The sequence below is a fragment of the Pseudomonas sp. 2822-15 genome (assembly GCF_002742515.1).
GTDB lineage: Bacteria > Pseudomonadota > Gammaproteobacteria > Pseudomonadales > Pseudomonadaceae > Aquipseudomonas > Aquipseudomonas salomonii.
This window is the reverse complement of sequence record NZ_LJRY01000219.1, coordinates 1-19,957: the sequence shown is the minus strand read 5'-3', so window position 1 is coordinate 19,957 and position 19,957 is coordinate 1. Positions and strand designations below refer to the sequence as shown.

The 19,957-nt window shown below is 58.1% G+C and carries 20 protein-coding genes and 1 tRNA gene; 10 read left to right on the top strand and 11 right to left on the bottom strand.

Annotated elements, in window-relative coordinates; translation table 11 throughout:
* Positions 1-16: 16 nt before the first annotated feature.
* The 5 genes from iscU to trmJ form a co-directional block, all read right to left on the bottom strand.
* Positions 17-403 (bottom strand): Fe-S cluster assembly scaffold IscU, encoded by a 387-nt coding sequence (iscU, locus tag AOA59_RS25765; RefSeq protein ID WP_003175965.1) that lies wholly within the window; start codon positions 401-403, stop codon positions 17-19.
* Between the two features lie 99 nt (positions 404-502).
* A complete protein-coding gene (locus tag AOA59_RS25760; protein ID WP_099489546.1) occupies positions 503-1,717 on the bottom strand; it encodes an IscS subfamily cysteine desulfurase in 1,215 nt (404 codons plus the stop codon).
* 50 nt (positions 1,718-1,767) lie between these two features.
* Positions 1,768-2,259, bottom strand: coding sequence for a Fe-S cluster assembly transcriptional regulator IscR (iscR, locus tag AOA59_RS25755; RefSeq protein WP_003194020.1), 492 nt, complete (start codon positions 2,257-2,259; stop codon positions 1,768-1,770).
* Between the two features lie 299 nt (positions 2,260-2,558).
* The gene (cysE, locus tag AOA59_RS25750) at positions 2,559-3,344 is read right to left on the bottom strand and encodes a serine O-acetyltransferase (protein ID WP_069787163.1); all 786 of its coding nucleotides are present in this window, start codon (positions 3,342-3,344) and stop codon (positions 2,559-2,561) included.
* 2 nt (positions 3,345-3,346) lie between these two features.
* Positions 3,347-4,117 (bottom strand): tRNA (cytosine(32)/uridine(32)-2'-O)-methyltransferase TrmJ, encoded by a 771-nt coding sequence (gene trmJ / locus AOA59_RS25745; protein ID WP_099489545.1) that lies wholly within the window; start codon positions 4,115-4,117, stop codon positions 3,347-3,349.
* Between the two features lie 145 nt (positions 4,118-4,262).
* Here trmJ and suhB point away from each other — a divergent pair, with 145 nt between their 5' ends.
* Positions 4,263-5,078: an inositol-phosphate phosphatase gene (gene suhB / locus AOA59_RS25740; RefSeq protein ID WP_003175971.1), complete on the top strand. Its 816-nt coding sequence runs from the start codon at positions 4,263-4,265 to the stop codon at positions 5,076-5,078.
* Positions 5,079-5,205: 127 nt separating this feature from the next.
* On the opposite strand, the gene AOA59_RS25735 is transcribed toward suhB, so the two are convergent.
* The 6 genes from AOA59_RS25735 to queA all read right to left on the bottom strand — a co-directional run bounded on the left by AOA59_RS25735 (position 5,206) and on the right by queA (position 11,297).
* On the bottom strand, positions 5,206-5,748 hold the full coding sequence (locus tag AOA59_RS25735) for a glycine zipper 2TM domain-containing protein (RefSeq protein ID WP_017135941.1): 543 nt from the start codon (positions 5,746-5,748) through the stop codon (positions 5,206-5,208).
* 123 nt (positions 5,749-5,871) lie between these two features.
* Entirely contained in the window at positions 5,872-6,786 is a 915-nt protein-coding gene (gene secF, locus AOA59_RS25730; RefSeq protein WP_056858739.1) for a protein translocase subunit SecF, read from the bottom strand.
* A gap of 9 nt (positions 6,787-6,795) precedes the next feature.
* Positions 6,796-8,667, bottom strand: a complete 1,872-nt coding sequence (gene secD, locus AOA59_RS25725) for a protein translocase subunit SecD (protein ID WP_099489544.1) — start codon at positions 8,665-8,667, stop codon at positions 6,796-6,798.
* Positions 8,668-8,729: 62 nt separating this feature from the next.
* Positions 8,730-9,068: a preprotein translocase subunit YajC gene (yajC, locus tag AOA59_RS25720; RefSeq protein WP_003175975.1), complete on the bottom strand. Its 339-nt coding sequence runs from the start codon at positions 9,066-9,068 to the stop codon at positions 8,730-8,732.
* 43 nt (positions 9,069-9,111) lie between these two features.
* Positions 9,112-10,227, bottom strand: a complete 1,116-nt coding sequence (tgt, locus tag AOA59_RS25715) for a tRNA guanosine(34) transglycosylase Tgt (protein WP_003175976.1) — start codon at positions 10,225-10,227, stop codon at positions 9,112-9,114.
* A gap of 5 nt (positions 10,228-10,232) precedes the next feature.
* Positions 10,233-11,297: a tRNA preQ1(34) S-adenosylmethionine ribosyltransferase-isomerase QueA gene (gene queA, locus AOA59_RS25710; protein ID WP_099489543.1), complete on the bottom strand. Its 1,065-nt coding sequence runs from the start codon at positions 11,295-11,297 to the stop codon at positions 10,233-10,235.
* Between the two features lie 108 nt (positions 11,298-11,405).
* Here queA and AOA59_RS25705 point away from each other — a divergent pair.
* The 9 genes from AOA59_RS25705 (at position 11,406) to AOA59_RS25665 (ending at position 19,634) form a co-directional block, all read left to right on the top strand.
* Positions 11,406-11,490 (top strand) — tRNA-Leu (locus AOA59_RS25705).
* A gap of 165 nt (positions 11,491-11,655) precedes the next feature.
* Positions 11,656-12,897 (top strand): tyrosine-type recombinase/integrase, encoded by a 1,242-nt coding sequence (locus tag AOA59_RS25700; RefSeq protein WP_099489542.1) that lies wholly within the window; start codon positions 11,656-11,658, stop codon positions 12,895-12,897.
* A 246-nt stretch (positions 12,898-13,143) separates the two neighbouring features.
* On the top strand, positions 13,144-14,088 hold the full coding sequence (locus tag AOA59_RS25695) for a hypothetical protein (RefSeq protein ID WP_099489541.1): 945 nt from the start codon (positions 13,144-13,146) through the stop codon (positions 14,086-14,088).
* An 82-nt stretch (positions 14,089-14,170) separates the two neighbouring features.
* On the top strand, positions 14,171-14,425 hold the full coding sequence (locus AOA59_RS25690; protein ID WP_026078127.1) for an AlpA family transcriptional regulator: 255 nt from the start codon (positions 14,171-14,173) through the stop codon (positions 14,423-14,425).
* On the top strand, positions 14,422-14,727 hold the full coding sequence (locus AOA59_RS25685) for a hypothetical protein (protein ID WP_099489540.1): 306 nt from the start codon (positions 14,422-14,424) through the stop codon (positions 14,725-14,727). The genes AOA59_RS25690 and AOA59_RS25685 overlap by 4 nt, the downstream gene beginning before the upstream one ends.
* Before the next feature lie 530 nt (positions 14,728-15,257).
* Positions 15,258-15,542: a hypothetical protein gene (locus AOA59_RS25680; RefSeq protein ID WP_099489539.1), complete on the top strand. Its 285-nt coding sequence runs from the start codon at positions 15,258-15,260 to the stop codon at positions 15,540-15,542.
* On the top strand, positions 15,539-15,808 hold the full coding sequence (locus tag AOA59_RS25675; protein ID WP_099489538.1) for a DUF3077 domain-containing protein: 270 nt from the start codon (positions 15,539-15,541) through the stop codon (positions 15,806-15,808). Before AOA59_RS25680 ends, AOA59_RS25675 begins: the two co-directional genes overlap by 4 nt.
* Positions 15,805-18,693, top strand: a complete 2,889-nt coding sequence (locus AOA59_RS25670; RefSeq protein ID WP_099489537.1) for a DUF927 domain-containing protein — start codon at positions 15,805-15,807, stop codon at positions 18,691-18,693. Before AOA59_RS25675 ends, AOA59_RS25670 begins: the two co-directional genes overlap by 4 nt.
* A gap of 98 nt (positions 18,694-18,791) precedes the next feature.
* Positions 18,792-19,634, top strand: a complete 843-nt coding sequence (locus AOA59_RS25665; protein WP_099489536.1) for a chromosome segregation protein SMC — start codon at positions 18,792-18,794, stop codon at positions 19,632-19,634.
* The last annotated feature ends 323 nt before the right edge of the window (positions 19,635-19,957 follow it).

The window sequence follows — 19,957 nt, the reverse complement described above, 5'->3', positions numbered from 1 at the left end:
ACTCGTCGCCAAATGCTTAGATCAAGCCTTTCTTCTGCTTGTAGTCGCGAACGGCCGCCTTGATGGCGTCTTCTGCGAGTACGGAGCAGTGAATTTTCACCGGCGGCAGCGCCAGTTCTTCGGCCAGCTGGGTGTTGCTGATGGTGACAGCCTCATCCAGGGTCTTGCCTTTCATCCACTCGGTAGCGAGGGAGCTGGAGGCAATGGCGGAACCGCAGCCGTAAGTCTTGAACTTGGCGTCTTCGATAACGCCAGCGTCGTTGACCTTGATCTGCAGGCGCATCACATCGCCGCACGCCGGAGCGCCGACCATGCCGGTGCCGACATCAGGGTCTTCCGCGTTCATCTTGCCGACGTTACGCGGGTTTTCGTAGTGGTCGATGACCTTTTCGCTGTAAGCCATGGTACTGAATCCTCACTCATCAGGGCCGCTCTGGAACCCTGTAAAAACGCCTGCGTTTTCCGCCACGTTCTTACAGAGCTTGGGTGGCGGCTTCTATATTTAGTGTGCCGCCCACTCGATCTTGGAGATATCGACACCGTCTTTGTACATGTCCCACAGCGGCGACAGAACGCGCAGCTTGTTGACGGCTTCGCAGACCTTCTGCGCGGCGTAGTCGATTTGCTCTTCGGTGGTGAAGCGGCCGAAGGTAAAGCGGATCGAGCTGTGTGCCAGTTCGTCGTTGCGGCCCAGGGCGCGCAGAACGTACGAAGGCTCAAGGGACGCCGAGGTGCAGGCCGAACCGGACGAAACCGCCAGGTCCTTGAGCGCCATGATCAGCGACTCGCCTTCGACGTAGTTGAAGCTCAAGTTCAGGTTGTGCGGTACACGGGCGGTCATGCTGCCATTGATGTACAGCTCTTCAAGGTTCTCGACCTGCATGTAGAAGCGATCGCTCAGGGCCTTGATGCGAATGTTTTCGGCAGCCATGTCTTCTTTGGCTACACGGAAGGCTTCGCCCATGCCGACGATCTGGTGAGTGGCCAGGGTGCCCGAACGCATGCCGCGCTCGTGACCGCCGCCGTGCATGGTCGCTTCGATGCGCACGCGAGGTTTGCGGCTCACGTACAACGCGCCAATGCCTTTAGGGCCGTAGGTCTTGTGGGCAGAGAACGACATCAGGTCGACTTTCAGCTTGGACAGGTCGATATCGACCTTGCCGGTGGACTGAGCAGCGTCGACGTGCAGCAGAATGCCTTTGGAACGCGTCAGCTCGCCAATGGCTGCGATGTCGTTGATGGTGCCGATTTCGTTGTTCACGTGGATCACGGAAACCAGGATGGTGTCTTCACGCAGGGCCGCTTCGATCATGGCCGGGGTGACGATACCGTCGGTGGTTGGCTCAAGGTAGGTGACCTCGAAACCTTCACGCTCCAGTTGGCGCATGGTGTCGAGGACAGCCTTGTGCTCAATCTTGGTGGTGATCAGGTGCTTGCCTTTGGTCGCGTAGAAATGCGCCGCGCCCTTGATTGCCAGGTTGTCGGATTCGGTAGCACCGGAGGTCCAGACGATTTCCCGTGGGTCGGCGCCCACCAGGTCGGCGACTTGGCGACGAGCGTTCTCGACCGCTTCCTCGGCTTTCCAGCCGAATACGTGGGAACGGGAGGCTGGGTTGCCGAAGTTTCCGTCAACCAGCAGGCACTCGCTCATCTTTTGCGCGACACGCGGATCAACCGGGGTGGTCGCTGAGTAATCAAGGTAAATCGGCAATTTCATGGACTTTCTCCTAAATCAGGCTGGCTGGCGTGCCGTTAGCTCTTCGGCTGTCACTCGACGGCAGACGCTTCAATCTTGTCCAGACGCGGCGCCTTGGTGTTGCAACGGCGCTGGTCCTGACGCTGGGCTACTTCTTGTACCTCACGGCGAGTCACAAGATCAGCCAAGCTGATACCACTCAAAAACTCATGGATCTGCAGGCTCAAGTCACACCACAAGTGGTGCGTCAGGCAGGTGTCGCCAGCGTGGCAGTCACCCAAACCCTGGCATTTGGTGGCATCGACGGATTCGTTCACCGCGTCGATCACCTGAGCTACCTGGATGCCCTGCATATCGCGGGACAATTGATAGCCGCCACCCGGCCCACGCACACTGGAAACCAAGTTGCTGCGGCGCAATTTGGCGAACAGTTGCTCGAGATAGGACAGGGAAATGCCTTGGCGCTCGGAGATATCGGCCAGGGACACCGGCCCAGTTTGCGCGTGCAAGGCCAGGTCAAGCATGGCGGTCACCGCGTATCGGCCTTTTGTAGTCAGTCTCATGGACAAGTACCAAGGTGTTTCAGAATGGGGGCAAGTATGCGATTCCCGAGTATTTAAGTCAACTATAAGACCTAGTACTTTAGTCAGGATTACCCGTGAAAAGGGCGCGCGAATAATAGCAGGGTGGGGTGGGGACGAACAGCGGGAACCGGGCCACGACTCAATCTCAAGCCCCATGGAGGCCAAATGTGGGAGCTGGCTTGCGTGCGACAGCGATGGGTCAGCACCCTCTAAGTGAGCTGGCAGACCGCTATCGCAGGCAAGCCAGCTCCCACAGGAGGTTTTATCGAGCTTAAGATTTAGCCAGCCTTGGTGGTGCCAGCTTCAACCTTGATCTCGGCGAAGTCTTCTTCGCGCAGCTCAGGCAGGTCTTTCGCGCAGTAGCTGCTGCCCAGCTCCTTCAATGCGCCGCACATACCGTCCAGCTTGCCATCCACGGCCTGCAGGTGGTCGAGCAACTGGCCAATGGCACGCGCCACCGGGTCGGGCATGTCTTCGCTGACGCCGTAGGCATCAAATCCGATCTTCTCGGCCATGGCTTTACGCTTGGCCTCCTGCTCGTCGCCGACCTGCGGCTTAATGATGATCCGGCCGGGAATGCCCACCACCGTCGCGCCAGGCGGCACGGCCTTGGTCACCACCGCATTGGAGCCCACCTTGGCACCGGCGCCGACAGTGAACGGTCCAAGCACTTTGGCGCCCGCCCCTACCACGACGCCATCGCCCAGTGTCGGGTGACGCTTGCCTTTATTCCAGGTCGTGCCGCCCAGGGTCACGCCCTGATACAGCGTCACGTCATCACCGATTTCGGCGGTTTCGCCAATCACGATGCCCATGCCATGGTCAATAAAGAAGCGACGACCGACCTTGGCGCCTGGGTGAATCTCGATTCCGGTCAACCAGCGCCCAAAGTTCGACACCAGCCGCGCCAGCCATTTCCAGCCCATGCCCCACAAAACTCCGGACAGGCGGTGAATCCAGATCGCATGCATGCCCGGGTAGCAGGTCAGCACTTCAAAGGCGTTGCGCGCCGCCGGGTCACGGTGGAAAACACTCTGGATATCTTCTCGCAAACGCTCGAACATTTTTAATCCTTCCGCTTAAGAAGCTCACCACGGGCCGCTTTCTGGGTTTCCGTGAGGATGCCACGCAATATGTTCATTTCTGCCCGACTGACCGAGCTACGGCCGTACAAGCGACGCAGGCGTGCCATCAAGTGCCGGGGCTTTTCCGGGTCGAGGAATTCGATGGCCACCAGGGTTTGCTCCAGGTGCTCATAGAATCGCTCCAGCTCGTCCATGGTGGCCAGCTCGCCACTTTTGGTCGATGCCACTTCATCCTTCTCGACCTTGCTCGGCTGGCCTTCAGCAGCCAGCCAGGCCATGCGCACTTCGTAACTCAACACCTGCACCGCTGCCCCGAGGTTCAGCGAGCTGAACTCAGGGTCTGATGGAATGTGCACGTGGTAATGACATCGCTGCAGCTCTTCGTTGGTCAGGCCGGAATCTTCACGACCGAACACCAAGGCGATTTCTGCACCACCCGCAGCCTCCTCCACCACTTTGGTGCCGCACTCACGCGGGTCCAGCAATGGCCAGGGGATTCGACGGTCGCGGGCGCTGGTGCCGAGCACCAGGTTGCAGCCGACCAAGGCGTCTTCCAAGGTGGCGACGACCTGGGCTTTTTCAAGGATGTCATTGGCGCCGGATGCGCGGGCATCGGCCTCGTGGTGCGGGAACACACGCGGCTCGACCAGCACCAGGCGCGTCAGCCCCATGTTTTTCATGGCTCGCGCCCCCCCGCCGATGTTGCCGGGATGACTGGTATTGACGAGGACGACACGGATGTTTTGCAGCAAGGGAGGCGCTCTCGGACACAGGAAAGGGGAGCAAATCTTACAGAACAGCCTAAGGTTATGCCATGAAAGCTAACGTCGTCCTTCACCTGAAGAAAGTTTCTGCTAGAATGCCCGGCTTTCTTTAACAACCTTAGGTGACACATCCATGCAGCCCATGCTGAATATCGCGCTGCGCGCCGCCCGCAGCGCCAGTGAATTGATCTTCCGCTCCATCGAGCGCCTGGATACCATCAAGGTCGACGAAAAAGACGCCAAGGATTATGTATCCGAGGTGGATCGCGCCGCTGAGCAAAAGATCATCGACGCGCTGCGCAAGGCCTACCCTACCCACGGCATCCTCGGTGAAGAAACCGGCTTGCACAAAGGCAGCGGCGAAGGCGAAGACTACCTGTGGATCATCGACCCACTGGACGGCACCACCAACTTCCTGCGCGGCATCCCACACTTTGCAGTCAGCATCGCCTGCAAATACCGTGGCCGCCTGGAGCACGCCGTCGTACTCGACCCGGTTCGCCAGGAAGAATTCACCGCCAGCCGTGGCCGTGGCGCCCAACTGAACGGTCGTCGCCTGCGCGTCAGCGGCCGTACCAGCCTGGACGGCGCCCTGCTGGGCACCGGCTTCCCGTTCCGTGACGACCAGATGGACAACCTGGAAAACTACCTGGGCATGTTCCGCGCCTTGGTTGGCCAGACCGCCGGCATCCGCCGCGCCGGTGCTGCCAGCCTGGACCTGGCGTATGTTGCCGCCGGTCGCTTTGATGCGTTCTGGGAGTCGGGCCTGTCCGAGTGGGACATGGCTGCAGGCGCCCTGCTGATCCAGGAAGCTGGCGGCCTGGTGAGCGACTTCACCGGTGGTCACGATTTCCTGGAGAAAGGCCACGTAGTTGCCGGCAACACCAAATGCTTCAAGGCAGTACTGACGGCGATCCAGCCGCACCTGCCGGCTTCGCTGAAGCGTTAAGCGAGCGAGCACAAAAAAGCACCCCGAGGGGTGCTTTTTTTATGCTTTGGATTTCGTATCTCAGCAGCAAACACAATCCAATTTGGGGGCTGGCTTGCCTGCCCCCACACTTGGATTGATGTCAGCCTTATTGCTGGTTTTGGCCCAGGATCAGACGACCTTCCTTATCCACTGGAATCTGGCCGCCCGGATCACGGTCCATACGCACGGAACCTTCCTTACCGTCCAGGTTGTAGCGCACGTCATAGCCGACCACCTTGTCACTGATATCATTGACGGTGCTGCAACGCTGCTGCGTGGTGGTATAGGTATCGCGATTCTGCATACCTTCCTGCACCTTGTTACCGGCGTAACCGCCACCAACCGCACCGGCTACAGTCGCCAGCTTCTTGCCGTTACCGCCACCGACCTGGTTGCCCAACAGGCCACCGGCCAGCGCACCGACCACGGTGCCGACGATTTGATGCTGATCCTGCACCGGCTTCTGCCGGGTCACGGTGACGTCCTTGCAGACCTCACGAGGGGTTTTGATCTGGGTTTTCACCGGCTGCACTGCCAGCACTTGCGCATACTCAGGGCCGCTTTTTACCAGGCTGTAGGTGGCAACAGCACCCCCGGCAGTCACACCGACAGCACCCAATACCGCACCAACCAGTAACGACTTGTTCACGTGAACCTCCTGACCATCACAAGCGGACCGAAACGTCCGCGCTATACCCAGCCTTGGAGCAAAAAAAAAGGCACGAGTTCAATACTCGTGCCTTATTTGTAACAGCGTATCAACGAACGCCCATCAAGGACGGTCGTCGACCTCCTTGCCGGTAGCGGCAGGCGGGATCAAGTCTTCGCTGTTGAGGTTCAGCCAGATCAGCACCACGTTGGCGATGTAGATCGACGAGTAGGTGCCCGCCAGAACGCCGATGAACAGCGCCAGGGAGAAGCCCCACAGGTTATCGCCACCGAAGATCATCAACGCAGCAATCGCCAGCAAGGTGGAGATCGACGTCGCCATGGTCCGCAACAGGGTCTGGGTGGTGGAGATGTTGATGTTCTCGATCAGCGTGGCCTTGCGCAGTACGCGGAAGTTCTCACGAACCCGGTCGAATACCACGATGGTGTCGTTGAGCGAGTAACCAATGATCGCCAGCACCGCCGCCAACACCGTCAGGTCGAAGGTGATCTGGAAGTACGCCAGGATACCCACGGTGACGATAACGTCGTGGATCAGCGACACAATCGCGCCGACGCCGAACTTCCACTGAAAGCGGAACGCCAGGTAGACCATGATGCCGGCCAACGCCATCAGCATGCCGAGGCCGCCCTGGTCGCGCAGCTCTTCACCCACCTGTGGGCCTACGAACTCGACACGCTTGACCGACGCCGGGTTGTCACCGCCGACCTTCTGCAAGGCTTCGGCTACCTGATGACCCAACTGCGGGTCTTCGCCCGGCATACGCACCAGCAGGTCGGTGGTAGCACCAAAGCTCTGCACGATGGCTTCGTGATAGCCGGCCTTGACCAGCTCGCTGCGCACCAGGGTAACGTCGGCCGGCTTCTCGTAGGTCAGCTCGATGAGCGTACCGCCGGTGAAGTCCAGACCGTAGTTCAGGCCCTTATGGAACCAGCTGAACAACGCCAGAACGGTAAGGAGCACTGTGGCGCCGAACGCAATGTTGCGAACGCCCATGAAGTTGATTGTACGTAACATGGCAGCCCCTTAAATCCACAACTTCTTGAAGTCACGTCCGCCAAAGATCAGGTTGACCATTGCGCGGGTCACCATGATGGCCGTGAACATCGAGGTAAAGATACCGAGGGACATGGTCACCGCAAAACCTTTGACGGGGCCTGTGCCCATGGCAAAGAGAATCCCGCCGACCAGCAGAGTGGTCAGGTTGGAGTCGAGAATCGCGGTAAATGCCCGGCCGAAGCCTTCGTTGATTGCACGCTGTACGGTCATGCCCGCCGCGATCTCTTCACGAATCCGCGAGAAGATCAGTACGTTGGCGTCTACCGCCATACCCATGGTGAGTACGATACCGGCGATACCTGGCAAGGTCAGCGTTGCGCCCAGCAGCGACATCAGTGCCAGCAGCATCACCATGTTGCCCGCCAGGGCCACGGTGGCGATGACGCCGAAGAAGCGGTAGATGGCGATGATGAACAGGGATACGAACAGCATGCCCCACAAGGCTGCATCGACACCCTTGGTGATGTTGTCGGCACCCAGACTCGGGCCGATGGTGCGTTCTTCAGCGAAGTACATCGGCGCCGCCAGGCCACCCGCACGCAGCAGCAGTGCCAGCTCGGACGACTCGCCCTGGCCATTCAGGCCGGTGATGCGGAATTGAGCACCCAGCGGCGACTGGATGGTCGCCAGGCTGATGATCTTCTTCTCTTCCTTGAAGGTCTGCACCGGCACGTCTTTCTCGACACCGTCGACCATTTGTTTGGTGTAGGTGGTGACCGGGCGTTGCTCGATGAAGATCACCGCCATGCTGCGACCGACGTTGCTGCGCGTGGCGCGGCTCATCAGGTCACCGCCATGGCCATCCAGACGGATGTTCACTTCCGGAGTACCGTGCTGCGAATCGAAACCCGCCTTGGCGTCAGTCACCTGATCACCGGTGATGATCAAGCCACGCTCAATCAGCGCTGGAGGACGGTTGCCTTCGCGGAACTCGAATTCTTCGGCAGTCGCGCGAGTCGCACCCGGCTCAGCCGCCAGACGGAATTCCAGGTTGGCAGTTTTACCCAGGATACGCTTGGCTTCAGCGGTATCTTGTACGCCTGGCAGTTCAACCACGATGCGGTTGGCACCTTGACGCTGCACGATCGGCTCAGCCACACCCAGCTCGTTGACGCGGTTACGGACCGTGGTCAAGTTCTGCTTGATGGAGTATTCGCGGATTTCCGCGATCTTGGCCGGGGTCATCGCCAGACGCAGTACAGGTTGGCCATTCAGGTCAGCCGGCACGATGTCGAAATCATTAAAGTTCTTGCGCACCAGGGCACGGGCCTGTTCGCGGGTCGCTTCATCAAAGAAGCCCAGCTGGATGGCACCGTTGAGCTGCGGCAGGCTGCGATAACGCACCTTCTCTTTGCGCAGCAGGCTCTTCACGTCGCCTTCGTAGACTTTCAGGCGTGCGTCGAGGGCTTTGTCCATGTCGACTTCCAGCAGGAAGTGCACACCACCGGACAAGTCCAGACCCAGCTTCATCGGGTGCGCGCCAATGCTGCGCAGCCATTTCGGCGTGGTCTGTGCCAGGTTGAGCGCGACTACGTAGTCATCACCCATGGCCTTGCGCACGACGTCTTTGGCCGGCAATTGGTCTTCGGCCTTGGTCAGGCGCAACAAACCGCCTTTCGCATCAGACGCCAGGGTTGCCGCTTTTACCTGGATACCGGCGTCGGTGAGCGCTTTGCTCGCACGGTCCAAGTCAGCCTGATTGACCTGCAGCGTAGTGCTGGCGCCAGTGATCTGGATCGCAGGGTCATCAGGATAAAGATTGGGAGCGGAATAAATAAAACCGATCGCCAGCACCGCCAGGATCAGTACGTATTTCCACAGAGGGTATTTGTTCAGCATCACGCCGCCCGCTTATAACGCGGGGCGCCTTGCGCGCCCCGTCGATTGGTAAAGGTTGTTACTTAGATCGCTTTGAGCGTGCCTTTTGGCAGCGTGGCGGCGATGGCGCCCTTCTGGAACTTCATTTCTACGGTGTCGGAGACTTCCAGAACCACGAAAGCATCGGAAACCTTGGTGATCTTGCCGGCGATACCGCCAGTGGTCACCACTTCGTCGCCTTTCTGCAGGCTGCCCAGCAGGTTTTTCTGCTCTTTGGCGCGCTTGGCCTGTGGACGCCAGATCATCAGGTAGAAGATGACCAGGAAGCCGACCAGGAAAATCCACTCGAAACCACCGCCCATAGGGCCGGCAGCGGCAGGCGCAGCGGCGTCAGCCATGGCATTAGAGATAAAAAAGCTCATTTAGCACTCCAGTTGCAAATAGTGAATCTTAGGGTCGGAAAACTCAGTCCAAGGGCGGCACAGGGAGCCCGCGCTTGGCATAGAAGGCATCGACGAAGGCGGCCAATGTACCCTGTTGAATAGCCTCGCGCAAACCAGCCATCAGGACTTGGTAGTGACGCAAATTGTGGATGGTATTCAACATGCTACCCAGCATTTCCCCGCACTTGTCCAGATGGTGCAGATAAGCACGCGAGAAGTTCTGGCAGGTGTAGCAGTCACAGGTGGGATCGAGCGGCGAATCATCATGGCGATGGAACGCGTTACGGATCTTCAGCACGCCTGTATCGATGAACAGATGCCCATTGCGGGCATTACGGGTTGGCATCACGCAATCGAACATGTCCACACCGCGGCGCACACCCTCTACGAGATCTTCCGGTTTGCCAACGCCCATAAGGTAACGAGGTTTGTCAGCGGGCATCAGGCCCGGCAGGTAATCCAGCACCTTGATCATCTCGTGCTTGGGCTCACCCACCGACAGACCGCCGATAGCCAGGCCGTCAAAGCCGATCTTGTCGAGGCCTTCCAGCGAGCGCTTGCGCAGGCTTTCGTGCATGCCGCCCTGGACGATACCGAACAGCGCAGCGGTGTTATCGCCGTGGGCGTTTTTCGAGCGCTGAGCCCAACGCAACGACAACTCCATGGAGATGCGCGCCACGTCTTCATCCGCAGGGTACGGCGTGCACTCGTCAAAAATCATCACGATGTCGGAGCCAAGATCGCGCTGCACCTGCATCGACTCTTCAGGGCCCATGAACACTTTGGAGCCGTCCACCGGTGAGGCGAACGTCACGCCCTCTTCCTTGATCTTGCGCATGGCACCCAGGCTGAACACCTGGAAACCACCGGAGTCGGTGAGGATCGGGCCTTGCCACTTCATGAAGTCATGCAGGTCGCCATGCTTCTTGATCACTTCCGTGCCCGGGCGCAGCCACAGGTGGAAGGTGTTGCCCAGGATGATCTCGGCGCCAGTGGCGACGATGTCACGCGGCAGCATGCCTTTTACCGTGCCGTAAGTGCCCACAGGCATGAAGGCCGGGGTTTCGACGGTGCCACGCGGGAACGTGAGGCGACCACGACGAGCCTTGCCATCGGTGGCCAACAATTCAAACGACATACGACTCATAGTTGCTCCTCATGGCCCGCTTCTTTAGGAGCAGTCGGCGCAGGGTTACGGGTGATAAACATCGCATCACCGTAGCTGAAAAAACGGTACCCATTATCGATGGCGGCTTTATACGCCGCCATTGTTTCGGGATAACCCGCGAAGGCCGACACCAGCATCAACAGCGTGGATTCCGGCAAATGAAAATTGGTCACCAGGCAATCGACCACATGGAACGGCCGGCCCGGAAAAATAAAGATATCGGTATCGCCACTGAACGGCTTGAGCACACCATCGCGCGCGGCACTCTCCAACGAGCGCACGCTGGTGGTGCCCACCGCCACAACACGACCGCCGCGCGCCTTGCACGCCGCCACCGCATCCACGACGTCCTGGCTGACTTCCAGCCACTCGCTGTGCATATGGTGGTCTTCGATGTTATCCACACGCACCGGCTGAAACGTGCCGGCCCCCACGTGCAGGGTCACATAAGCGCTTTCAACACCCTTGGCGGCAATCGCATCCAGCAGCGGCTGGTCGAAATGCAGGCCGGCCGTTGGCGCGGCCACGGCGCCGAGGCGCTGGGAGTACACCGTCTGGTAGCGCTCGCGGTCCGAGTCTTCGTCGGGGCGGTCGATATAAGGAGGCAGCGGCATATGGCCGACACGCTCCAAAAGCGGCAACACTTCTTCGGCAAACTTGAGCTCGAACAACGCATCATGGCGCGCAACCATCTCGGCTTCGCCACCGCCATCGATGAGGATGGTCGAGCCGGGTTTCGGCGACTTGCTGGAACGCACATGGGCCAGCACGCGATGGCTGTCCAGCACCCGTTCCACCAGAATTTCCAGCTTGCCGCCGGACGCTTTCTGGCCAAACAGCCGTGCCGGAATCACCCGGGTATTGTTAAACACCATCAAATCGCCTGGGCGTAAATGCTCAAGCAAATCAGTGAATTGACGGTGTGCAAGGGCACCGCTCACCCCGTCCAGGGTCAGCAGTCGACTGGCGCGACGCTCGGCCAAAGGGTGGCGAGCGATCAGCGAATCAGGGAGCTCAAAAGTAAAGTCAGCAACGCGCATGATGGGGTTCGTCTAGCAGGGCCGGGAAGTCTAGCGGAAATAGTGAAAATAGACCATGAAACGTGATTGACCAACGGTAATCTCATCTCTATACTTCGCCGCCATTGAGCCCTGATGGCGGAATTGGTAGACGCGGCGGATTCAAAATCCGTTTTCGAAAGGAGTGGGAGTTCGAGTCTCCCTCGGGGCACCATATAGTAGTATCTGAAAGTCTCTACCAGACTCTCAGCACCAGAGAAACCGGCCACTTGAGCCGGTTTTTTTGTGTCTGGCTATCTACCTCTGTATCCCCTTATCCGTTGTATCCCTGTATCCCTGCTTGTATCCTGAGAAAAATACCGAACTTTGGGATACAAGGATGAAGCGCGCAGATATCAAGCGCCGCCCTCTCGCAGACACAACGCTTGCAGGGCTGGAGCCGGAGTCAAAGGAATACCGGGAGCTAGATGGAAACGGCCTCTACTTCAGGGTCAAACCTGATGGTGGTAAATCCTGGCAGCTACGCTACAAACGTCCGGCAGGCAATTGGGCTTGGATGGGGCTCGGGGGTTACCCGGAGGTCAGTGGTGCGCTAGCAAGAGACAAAGCTGCCGATCTACGCAAAGTAGTAAGTAGCGGCGCCGATCCCCTTGAGCAGAAACGGTCCGCTAAAGCTGCAATCGATGCGGCCAAGGCCCGAACGTTTAGAGCAGCTGCTGAAGCTTGGCTCAAGACCAAGGATGAAAAGGGCCTCGCAACCTCCACCCTTCACAAAATCCGCACCTACCTCGACAAAGACATACTCCCGGCATTGGGAGACAAGCCCCTCGACGAAATCACTCGTACCGACTGTGCAGACCTCCAGGCATCCCTCGAAGCCAGAGACGCTCACAACGTGGCGGAAAAGTGCCGCACGTGGATCAACCAAATCTTCGGCCGAGCGATTGGATTAGGACTCACCGAAAACGATCCAGGTAGCCGACTTCGCGATATTGCCGCCCAGGCACCCAAGACTCAGCAGCATCCACACTTGCTGGAGCCTGAACTGGCTGAGTTCCTCCAAGCACTCAAAAACACTCCGAGCAGACTGACGGCACGCACCGCCGCATGGCTTTGTATCTGGACGGCTTCCCGACCAGGCATGGTCCGCTTGGCTGAATGGAAAGAGTTCGACCTTGAGAAGGCCATTTGGACGACGCCTGCTGCCAAGATGAAGATGCGCCGGGATTTTGTATGCCCCCTTCCCCATCAAGCAGTTAAAGCTTTGAGGGATCTGCACTGCTTAACGGGACGGAGTCGTTGGCTTTTTCCCGGTGTGGGAGCGAAGAACCCAACCATCAGCGAAAACACAATCAACAAAGTCTTCGCAACCATCGGCTACAAAGGTCGTCTCGTAGGCCACGGCACTCGACACACCGCGAGCACGTTACTTAGAGAGCATGGCTGGCCGAAGGAACATGTTGAAGCGCAGTTGGCTCACAAAGAGGAAGGCATCTCGGGGGTATACAACAAGGCTCAATACTTTGAGCAACGTGTAAAAATGATGCAATGGTACGCCGATCATCTTGATTCCCTAGTGGCCGGCAATGTAGTGCAAGGTCAATTTGGGAAGGCCGTGTGAAGCCGTTAGCCCTATACCCCCTCAAAAATCGTGTTACGGGTGTTACGCGTGTTACGCCTACCAATAACCCATTGTATTTATTGAATATATTTAGCGTTACACGCACTGCAAAGCTTCTGAGCGCCGCGTGTTACATCGGGCAGTCGTGTTACAGAAAGAGAACACCGGCAACACTGCTGGCATCAGCGTTTCCATTAGGGAATCGCTGTAACAGCCTACCGGCGTCGGGGCGGAGGGGAGATCTAAATGGACGTTGAGCGGGGCATCGAGGCAGAAGAGCTCGAACTCGAAATCGCAGGTTTCGACGTAACGTGCCTTGTGTGGGATCAGGACGACGTCGAGGCAGCCGTTCGCAGTCTTGCGCTGTTTCCGCAATTCAACAACCACTTCAAAGATGCCTTCGATCTGATCAACACGACCACCTCGTTCTGGCTTGAGGAGGGCTCCTACGCTCCGTGTGCAGAGTCGGTAACAAGAACCCTTTATCGACTTCGCGATCCCATTAGCGAGCATGCCAGTTATGCAGAGGCAGGCTCATTGCCCAGTGTCATTCGACGGTTTCTTGGGGTGAGTCATTCCGCAGCAGACTCACAGCTTGCGGCGACCTTTGCCCTGGTAATGGGAACGCAGGCTGTGGAAACGCTTGCAAATTGGCTGTTCGACCTTGAGCTCACCACTTACGGCATTGATGCAGACCTGATAGAGCAGCTGAAACATGACTCACCCCGCCAGTACCTTGCCCTGATCGAAAAAGAGCGGGACCGCAGCAGCGGAAACGAGATCAGGGCACGAGAAGAATTCGCGACGTTGCTAGGTGAGGCGAATCAAGCGCTACTGATGGCGAGTCTTTATCGCCAGGTGGAGCAGATGGATGTGTTTAAAAAAGGGTTCAACACATCAAGTCTGATGCATCGAATTCTCGACGATGCCTTGTCGACAAAGGCGACGAGAAGGGGCCAGGAAGCAGGTAATGGGAACCGAAACCCCAGCTCCGCAATACAGACCTTGGCTATGGATAGGCGGGCAAAAATCAAGGCGGCTGCAGAGCAAATCATTAACGGTCGGAAAATTGAAATGCGAAGTCTGTCCGATGCTGAACTGACCAATATTCTTTCCAAACGGACAGGCCTCGGCACAAAAAAAACCATTCGAGAGCATTTGACCGCCCTGGGCCTTAGACCTCTGAAATAAAAAAGGGAGCGGACACAGTCCACTCTCCCTCCCCTGCGTAGCGTATGACCCGTTGTCTCAATTAACAAAGGGTTAGCTCGCTATGACTACAGTATTAAAAGCAATTCCCTCGCATGACCCATCTATGACCCTTATCCGCATGCCCGAGGTCATTTCGATCGTAGGGCTCGCACGCCCGACTATCTACAAGCTGATGCGTCAACCTGAAAGCGGATTCCCACTACCGGTAAAGCTGAGTAACAGCAATGCCCGAAGTGCTCCAGTTGCGTGGGTATTGGGGGAAGTTCAGGCATGGACACGCGCACGCATCGCTGCCCGCGATCAGGTGGCAGCATGAAAAATCGAGTCGCCAACAAGGCCATTTTGCAGCCATTTTCTGTACTCAGAAAAGTGGGTTTCTCATCACGAGGTATACAGCGTTTTGAGCGCCACCGCACAGAGCAAAAACGCCTTAACCGGGACGTCATGGTGATGCGATGGGCAGATGGCATCTGGTGCGCATTGTCAGTTCCATGCCAAGCACCCCAGGCAATCATCGTTGATGAAGGCCAGCAGATCGACGCCTACGAGGATGCACGCGCCTGCCTCGAAGGCGACTTCTTGCCCTTTGTTTCCCTGCGCTGGGAAGTCCATGCCTGAAATGAAAACGCCCCCGGCGGCAACCGGAGGCGTTGAGGTGAATCTACATGCCTAATCAATTTATGCCGCATCGAAAAAATCCGCAAGCGATACACACAGTTGCACTTTCAAAAAACGGACGTTACTCTCTGCCCGTCGCTGCAAATTCAGCGACCGGGTTTGGCGACCCGAGTTTAAGAAGGCGCATAGGCGCCCCCATTAAGATTGCAGGCGCTTTTTTTGTGCCCGCATTCCTGCTTTATGGCGGCTGTGCGCGGGAGACCTTCGGGTCTGCCGGGTTCCTTCTTACCCGGTTCGCCAACCTGCGCACGGCTGCCACCCTAATTCGTTTGGCGACGAACCGTGGCAGTTCCCACTTAAGAAGGAGCTCCACACATGCACGCCCTCAATCCGTCCAAAATTCGCGCCGCCGCTCATCGAGCAATGGCTCTCTCCGCTTTACACGCCAACTCCAGCCTCGCTACACGCCTTTCCCGTTACAACGCCCATATGTCCAAAGCTCGCGCTCTGGAAGCCGCAGGGGGTGCCCAATGAGCATGCTCCCAGGCTATTCACTGCCAGAGGATCTACTTTGCGTCAGCCAGGACGCCGAAGCCGGTATTCCCATCGACGCCATCACCTGCGCCCTAGACCGTGCCGACTCCGTTCTGATGCTGCTTGAAGATCACTTCGACGGCGATAAACCCGCGCTCTCCAACCGCGTGCTGTCATCCGTTATTTGGGACGTGCGCGGCACCTTGGGCTTGATCAAAACACTCGCCTTGTATGGTGATGCCTCCTCTGTACCAATGGGCCAGAAAGGCGGTGCGCTATGAGCACCCAAGGCACACTAGGACGGGCGTCTTTTTTTGGTAGCACCAACAGCCAGCACCTATTCCGTGTGAACGCAGGAGTACCGATTGAAGACGCGCTTGAGACGGTTTCTCTTCTCCAGCACTACGTGAATCAGCTCACATTAGACGCCGCCATGAGTGATGATGGTGAGCGCTACAGCTGGTGTGCGCTCTACCTCGGTGAAATGGCCAAGGCACTCCTTGATGACGTGAATGACTCGATGTTTGCGTTGAGGGCCAAGCCATGACCCAGCGCACCGGCAACACCTCAAAACGCCCCAGCTTTGCCGACGTAAAAAGCGCCGCCCTGAAGAACATCGACCACGTGCTTGCTCATTGGCTTCCGAACGGCAAGCGCGTCGACGGAGGAAAGGAATACACCGCACCAAACCCGACGCGTACCGACAAGCACGCAGGCTCACTCAAGGTCAATTTGAGCAAAGGCACCTGGGCGGATTTTGCCACCGGCGATAAGGGCGGCGACCTGATCGATTTGGTGCGCTACATCGACGGCGGCACGGACGTTGAAGCCTGCAAAAAACTGGCGGATATGCTCAACGTCTCCGCTGGTTCCGCGACCACCAAAAGCGCACCGGCCAAAAGCGCAACGCCGGAGTGGATCGCGATTCAACCGATCCCGGCCGAGGCCATGAACAAGTGTCCAACCAAACACCGACAACACGGTGTTCCGTCCAAAGTGTGGATCTATCGCGATGCTCAGGGCCAGCCGGTCATGGCGCTGTATCGCTTCGACCTGAGTCCCGATGAAGACGGCAAGCCGCGAAAGGTTTTCGCACCGTTGACCTGGTGCAAGCGCTCCGATGGGCAAACCACGCAATGGCGCTGGCAAGGATTGCTGGAGCCTCGGCCACTGCTGCGCCTGGATGAGCTGACACAGCGGGCCGATGCGCCTGTGGTGCTATGTGAAGGCGAGAAGGCTGCTGATGCCGCCGCTGAACTGATGCCCGACCATGTAGCCACGTGCTGGTCGAACGGCTCCAACTCTTGGCACAAGGCCGACCTGACGCCAATCAAAGGGCGCACGGTGGTGCTATGGCCGGATAACGATGCCAGCGGCAAGACCTGCATGGACGCCATCGAGCTCAAGTTGATTGAGCTGGGCGTCGCTTCGGTACAACGAGTCTCGCTCGACGTGTTCAAACTCAAGCCCAGCAGCAAAGGCGGAGAGCCCACGCTCATAAAGGGTGGAAAATGGGCAGACGGCGACGATGCAGCGGACGCATTAGCCAAAGGCTGGACCGCTGCCCACGTCGCCGAGCTGGTGCGCAGCGGAGAGTTTTTCGGTAGTGCTGCTGAGCCCACTGAGCCTCAACAACCGAAGACCAAGGCGCCCGCCAAACGCCCTGCGAAATCGAAAAATGATCTGTTGCCGGGCGGCTTTCGCCTGACGCCTGAAGGGGTGTTTTATTCCGGCGATGATGGCGAGGCGCGCCCTGTGTGTTCGCCTCTCGAAATCATCGCTCGCACTCGCGACGACAAGGGCCACAACTGGGGTCTATTGGTCGAGTTTGATGACCCGGACGGCGCCAAAAAACGCTGGAACATTCCCGCCCGAACCATGACTGGCGACTTCGGCAAGGACGTACTCGGTCCACTGGTAGACATGGGCCTGCGCCTCGCGGGAAGCCGATCTGGACGCAACGCACGCAATGACCTGCAGAGTTACCTCGGTGGCTTCGACAGTGCCCAGCGCGCACGCTTGGTAACGCGCTTGGGCTGGCACGACAATGCATTCCTATTGCCCGAACAACAGATCGGCTCGCACGCAGAACATCTGCATTTTTATGAGGCCGGTGCGCAGTTGCCGCCGATCAGCGAGGCGGGTTCTCTGGAGCAGTGGCAGCAGCAAATCGGCGCGCTGTGCATTGGCAACCACCGCTTAGCGTTTGTCGTCTCTGTGGCCTTTGCTGGCCCGCTGTTGAACCTGCTCGGACATGAGTCAGGCGGCTTCCACCTGTATGGCGACAGCTCCGGTGGCAAGACTACCCACTTGCAGGTCGCTGCATCGGTCTATGGCGGGCCGCGTCTGGTGCGCTCGTGGCGCTCCACAGATAACGCTCTGGAGTCCATCGCCGCCGCTCACTCAGACGGCCTCCTGGTACTGGATGAAATCGGCATGTGCGACCCACGCATTATCGGCGAGACGGTGTACATGCTCGGCAATGGCACCGGCAAAGCCAGGGCGAATGATCGAGGACAAGCAGGCCGACAGGTGCAGGAGTGGCGCTTGCTGTTTCTCTCGACGGGCGAGAAGACGTTGGCACAGCACATGGCGGATGCCAACAAGGAGCTGAAGGCCGGTATGGAGGTGCGCATGCTCGCCGTCCCAGCGGATGCGAGCAAAGGCCTTGGCATGTTCGATGTGCTGAACGGTTTTGAGGATGCTGCTGCCCTCTCCGATGCGCTCAAGACCCGTGTAGCCAAATACTACGGCACGCCCCTCACCGCCTTCCTGCACGCACTGTGCGCTCCAGGGGAAATGCTCAGATGGTCGGTGATCGTTCGCCGCACGGTAGAACAGTTCATCACCCAAAACCTGCCCACCTCGGCCAGTGGACAGGCCCAGCGTGCAGCCCTTCGCTTTGGCCTCGCAGCAGCGGCCGGAGAATTAGCCACCGCCTTCGGCGTCACCGGCTGGCCTGACGGCACAGCCACGACTGCCGCGCGCGTGTGTCTGCATGCGTGGCTGGCCGAACGCGGCGGCGCCGGTAATTTCGAGGGCGATGCGATTTTGGCGCGGCTGAGACAGGTCATCGAGCGCTTTGGAGAAAGCCGCTTTACCCGCTGGGAATCTGCCGCCGCCAAGATCGATGAGCACGGGCCGCGCACGATTGATCGGTTGGGCTTTCGCAAGACGATGGAACACGGCATGGGCGACGCCCTGCACACCACTAACACCTACTACGTTCTGCCTGAAGCCTGGAGGGCCGAGATCTTCAAAGGCATGAACATCAGTGCGGTGAACAAGGAGTTGCTGCAACGCGGCGTGCTTGAGCCGGGCAGTGACGGCAAAGCGTACAGCTTGATTCGCCTACCCGGGTTAGGGCCTCAACGCTGCTATGTGGTGAATACAGTTCCTGGAACGGATGAAAGCGAGGCCAAGGCCGCCTGACGGCATGCCTGCTGATCGAGGTAGCGCCGGCTCATTACCGGCCTCGCCAGCCGTTCGACAACCATCCCTATCAACCGCAATACCCAGAGACCATACGAATGAACACTATCCAAGAATTGAAAGACCGCCGCGACCAACTGACACTCGAAGTTGAGAGCATTCAGGGTGACCTTGCTCCCTTCGAAGAGGCGCTGGAAACCCCAGAGGTCATCCAGCAGGGCCGTCAACGAGCCGTGCAGGATGAAATCAACGATCACAAAAGACGCATCGACTCGCGAAAACTGGAGATCAGCAACCTGAATCAAAAGATTCATCGCCTTGAGACATTGGCAAACCGTGAGAGCTTGGCTGCGGGCTATCTCAGCGATATGGCGAACTGGAAAGCCGACGAGATGGAGCTCAACGAAAAGCGCAGCAGCATCGAGACCCGGTTGCAGCAGGTCCGCCAGAGCGATCAGGAAGACATGGCAAAAGCTCGACAAGCTGAAACGGACGCAGCCACCGCTTATGCACAGGCTGTCGCCTGGGGCGATGTAGAGGGCGAGAAAGCGGCTAACGCAGAAGCTCAAAAGGCAGCAAAAAACCTCACGGCTGCGGCTGAGCATCACCGCCGCCAACAACTGCTCATCACCGCCCTGGAGCAGGAGCTGGTGACGATTGATCTGCATATCACAGAGGCACAAAAAGAACGCGCTAAGATCGAGAACCAAGCGGCACATCTGGCGAACACAGTACTAGAAGAAAAGTGGAACGAGGCTGCGAAAGAGCTGCTGGAAACCGGCGGCAAGCTGTGGGCAGCACGCAACCTGATTAGCCGTGACCCTGTTGCACTGATGAAACTGGATATCCCTGAACAGGGAGAGCACTTTGGAAGCTGGACTTGGCGAGAACTCATAGATCGCTCGCGCCAACACAGTCTCATTGACCTACTGGCGGCCTAACCTGAACCCTCCCCGAAGCAACCGGCGAGGGTCGGCTGCTTCGGGCCAACCATCGGTCTAACCATGAATAAACCACCACAGAACAGTGCTCAGATGCCTGATTACCTAAAGGCCCGAAAGCTGCATTTGAACGGGATAATTGTCGGCATGGCTAGCATGAAGAAGCCCAATGTAAAAGCAAACAAAAGCACTCTAGTCGAGACACTCACGATTGATGCAATCAAGGCAGAGCTTGCCTTCATTGACCGTAAGCGGCCAGCGAACACACCTTCAGAAATCCGGAATTAAGGGCGATGGTGTCCGCCTATTTTTAAGCGGACGCG

What these genes read in the sequence shown, in the direction of transcription:
- iscU (WP_003175965.1), bottom strand. Translation starts at nt 403, where the DNA reads ATGGCTTACAGCGAAAAGGTCATCGACCACTACGAAAACCCGCGTAAC.
- AOA59_RS25760 (WP_099489546.1), bottom strand. Translation starts at nt 1,717, where the DNA reads ATGAAATTGCCGATTTACCTTGATTACTCAGCGACCACCCCGGTTGAT.
- iscR (WP_003194020.1), bottom strand. Translation starts at nt 2,259, where the DNA reads ATGAGACTGACTACAAAAGGCCGATACGCGGTGACCGCCATGCTTGAC.
- cysE (WP_069787163.1), bottom strand. Translation starts at nt 3,344, where the DNA reads ATGTTCGAGCGTTTGCGAGAAGATATCCAGAGTGTTTTCCACCGTGAC.
- suhB (WP_003175971.1), top strand. Translation starts at nt 4,263, where the DNA reads ATGCAGCCCATGCTGAATATCGCGCTGCGCGCCGCCCGCAGCGCCAGT.
- secF (WP_056858739.1), bottom strand. Translation starts at nt 6,786, where the DNA reads ATGTTACGTACAATCAACTTCATGGGCGTTCGCAACATTGCGTTCGGC.
- secD (WP_099489544.1), bottom strand. Translation starts at nt 8,667, where the DNA reads ATGCTGAACAAATACCCTCTGTGGAAATACGTACTGATCCTGGCGGTG.
- yajC (WP_003175975.1), bottom strand. Translation starts at nt 9,068, where the DNA reads ATGAGCTTTTTTATCTCTAATGCCATGGCTGACGCCGCTGCGCCTGCC.
- tgt (WP_003175976.1), bottom strand. Translation starts at nt 10,227, where the DNA reads ATGTCGTTTGAATTGTTGGCCACCGATGGCAAGGCTCGTCGTGGTCGC.
- queA (WP_099489543.1), bottom strand. Translation starts at nt 11,297, where the DNA reads ATGCGCGTTGCTGACTTTACTTTTGAGCTCCCTGATTCGCTGATCGCT.
- AOA59_RS25700 (WP_099489542.1), top strand. Translation starts at nt 11,656, where the DNA reads ATGAAGCGCGCAGATATCAAGCGCCGCCCTCTCGCAGACACAACGCTT.
- AOA59_RS25695 (WP_099489541.1), top strand. Translation starts at nt 13,144, where the DNA reads ATGGACGTTGAGCGGGGCATCGAGGCAGAAGAGCTCGAACTCGAAATC.
- AOA59_RS25690 (WP_026078127.1), top strand. Translation starts at nt 14,171, where the DNA reads ATGACTACAGTATTAAAAGCAATTCCCTCGCATGACCCATCTATGACC.
- AOA59_RS25685 (WP_099489540.1), top strand. Translation starts at nt 14,422, where the DNA reads ATGAAAAATCGAGTCGCCAACAAGGCCATTTTGCAGCCATTTTCTGTA.
- AOA59_RS25680 (WP_099489539.1), top strand. Translation starts at nt 15,258, where the DNA reads ATGAGCATGCTCCCAGGCTATTCACTGCCAGAGGATCTACTTTGCGTC.
- AOA59_RS25675 (WP_099489538.1), top strand. Translation starts at nt 15,539, where the DNA reads ATGAGCACCCAAGGCACACTAGGACGGGCGTCTTTTTTTGGTAGCACC.
- AOA59_RS25670 (WP_099489537.1), top strand. Translation starts at nt 15,805, where the DNA reads ATGACCCAGCGCACCGGCAACACCTCAAAACGCCCCAGCTTTGCCGAC.
- AOA59_RS25665 (WP_099489536.1), top strand. Translation starts at nt 18,792, where the DNA reads ATGAACACTATCCAAGAATTGAAAGACCGCCGCGACCAACTGACACTC.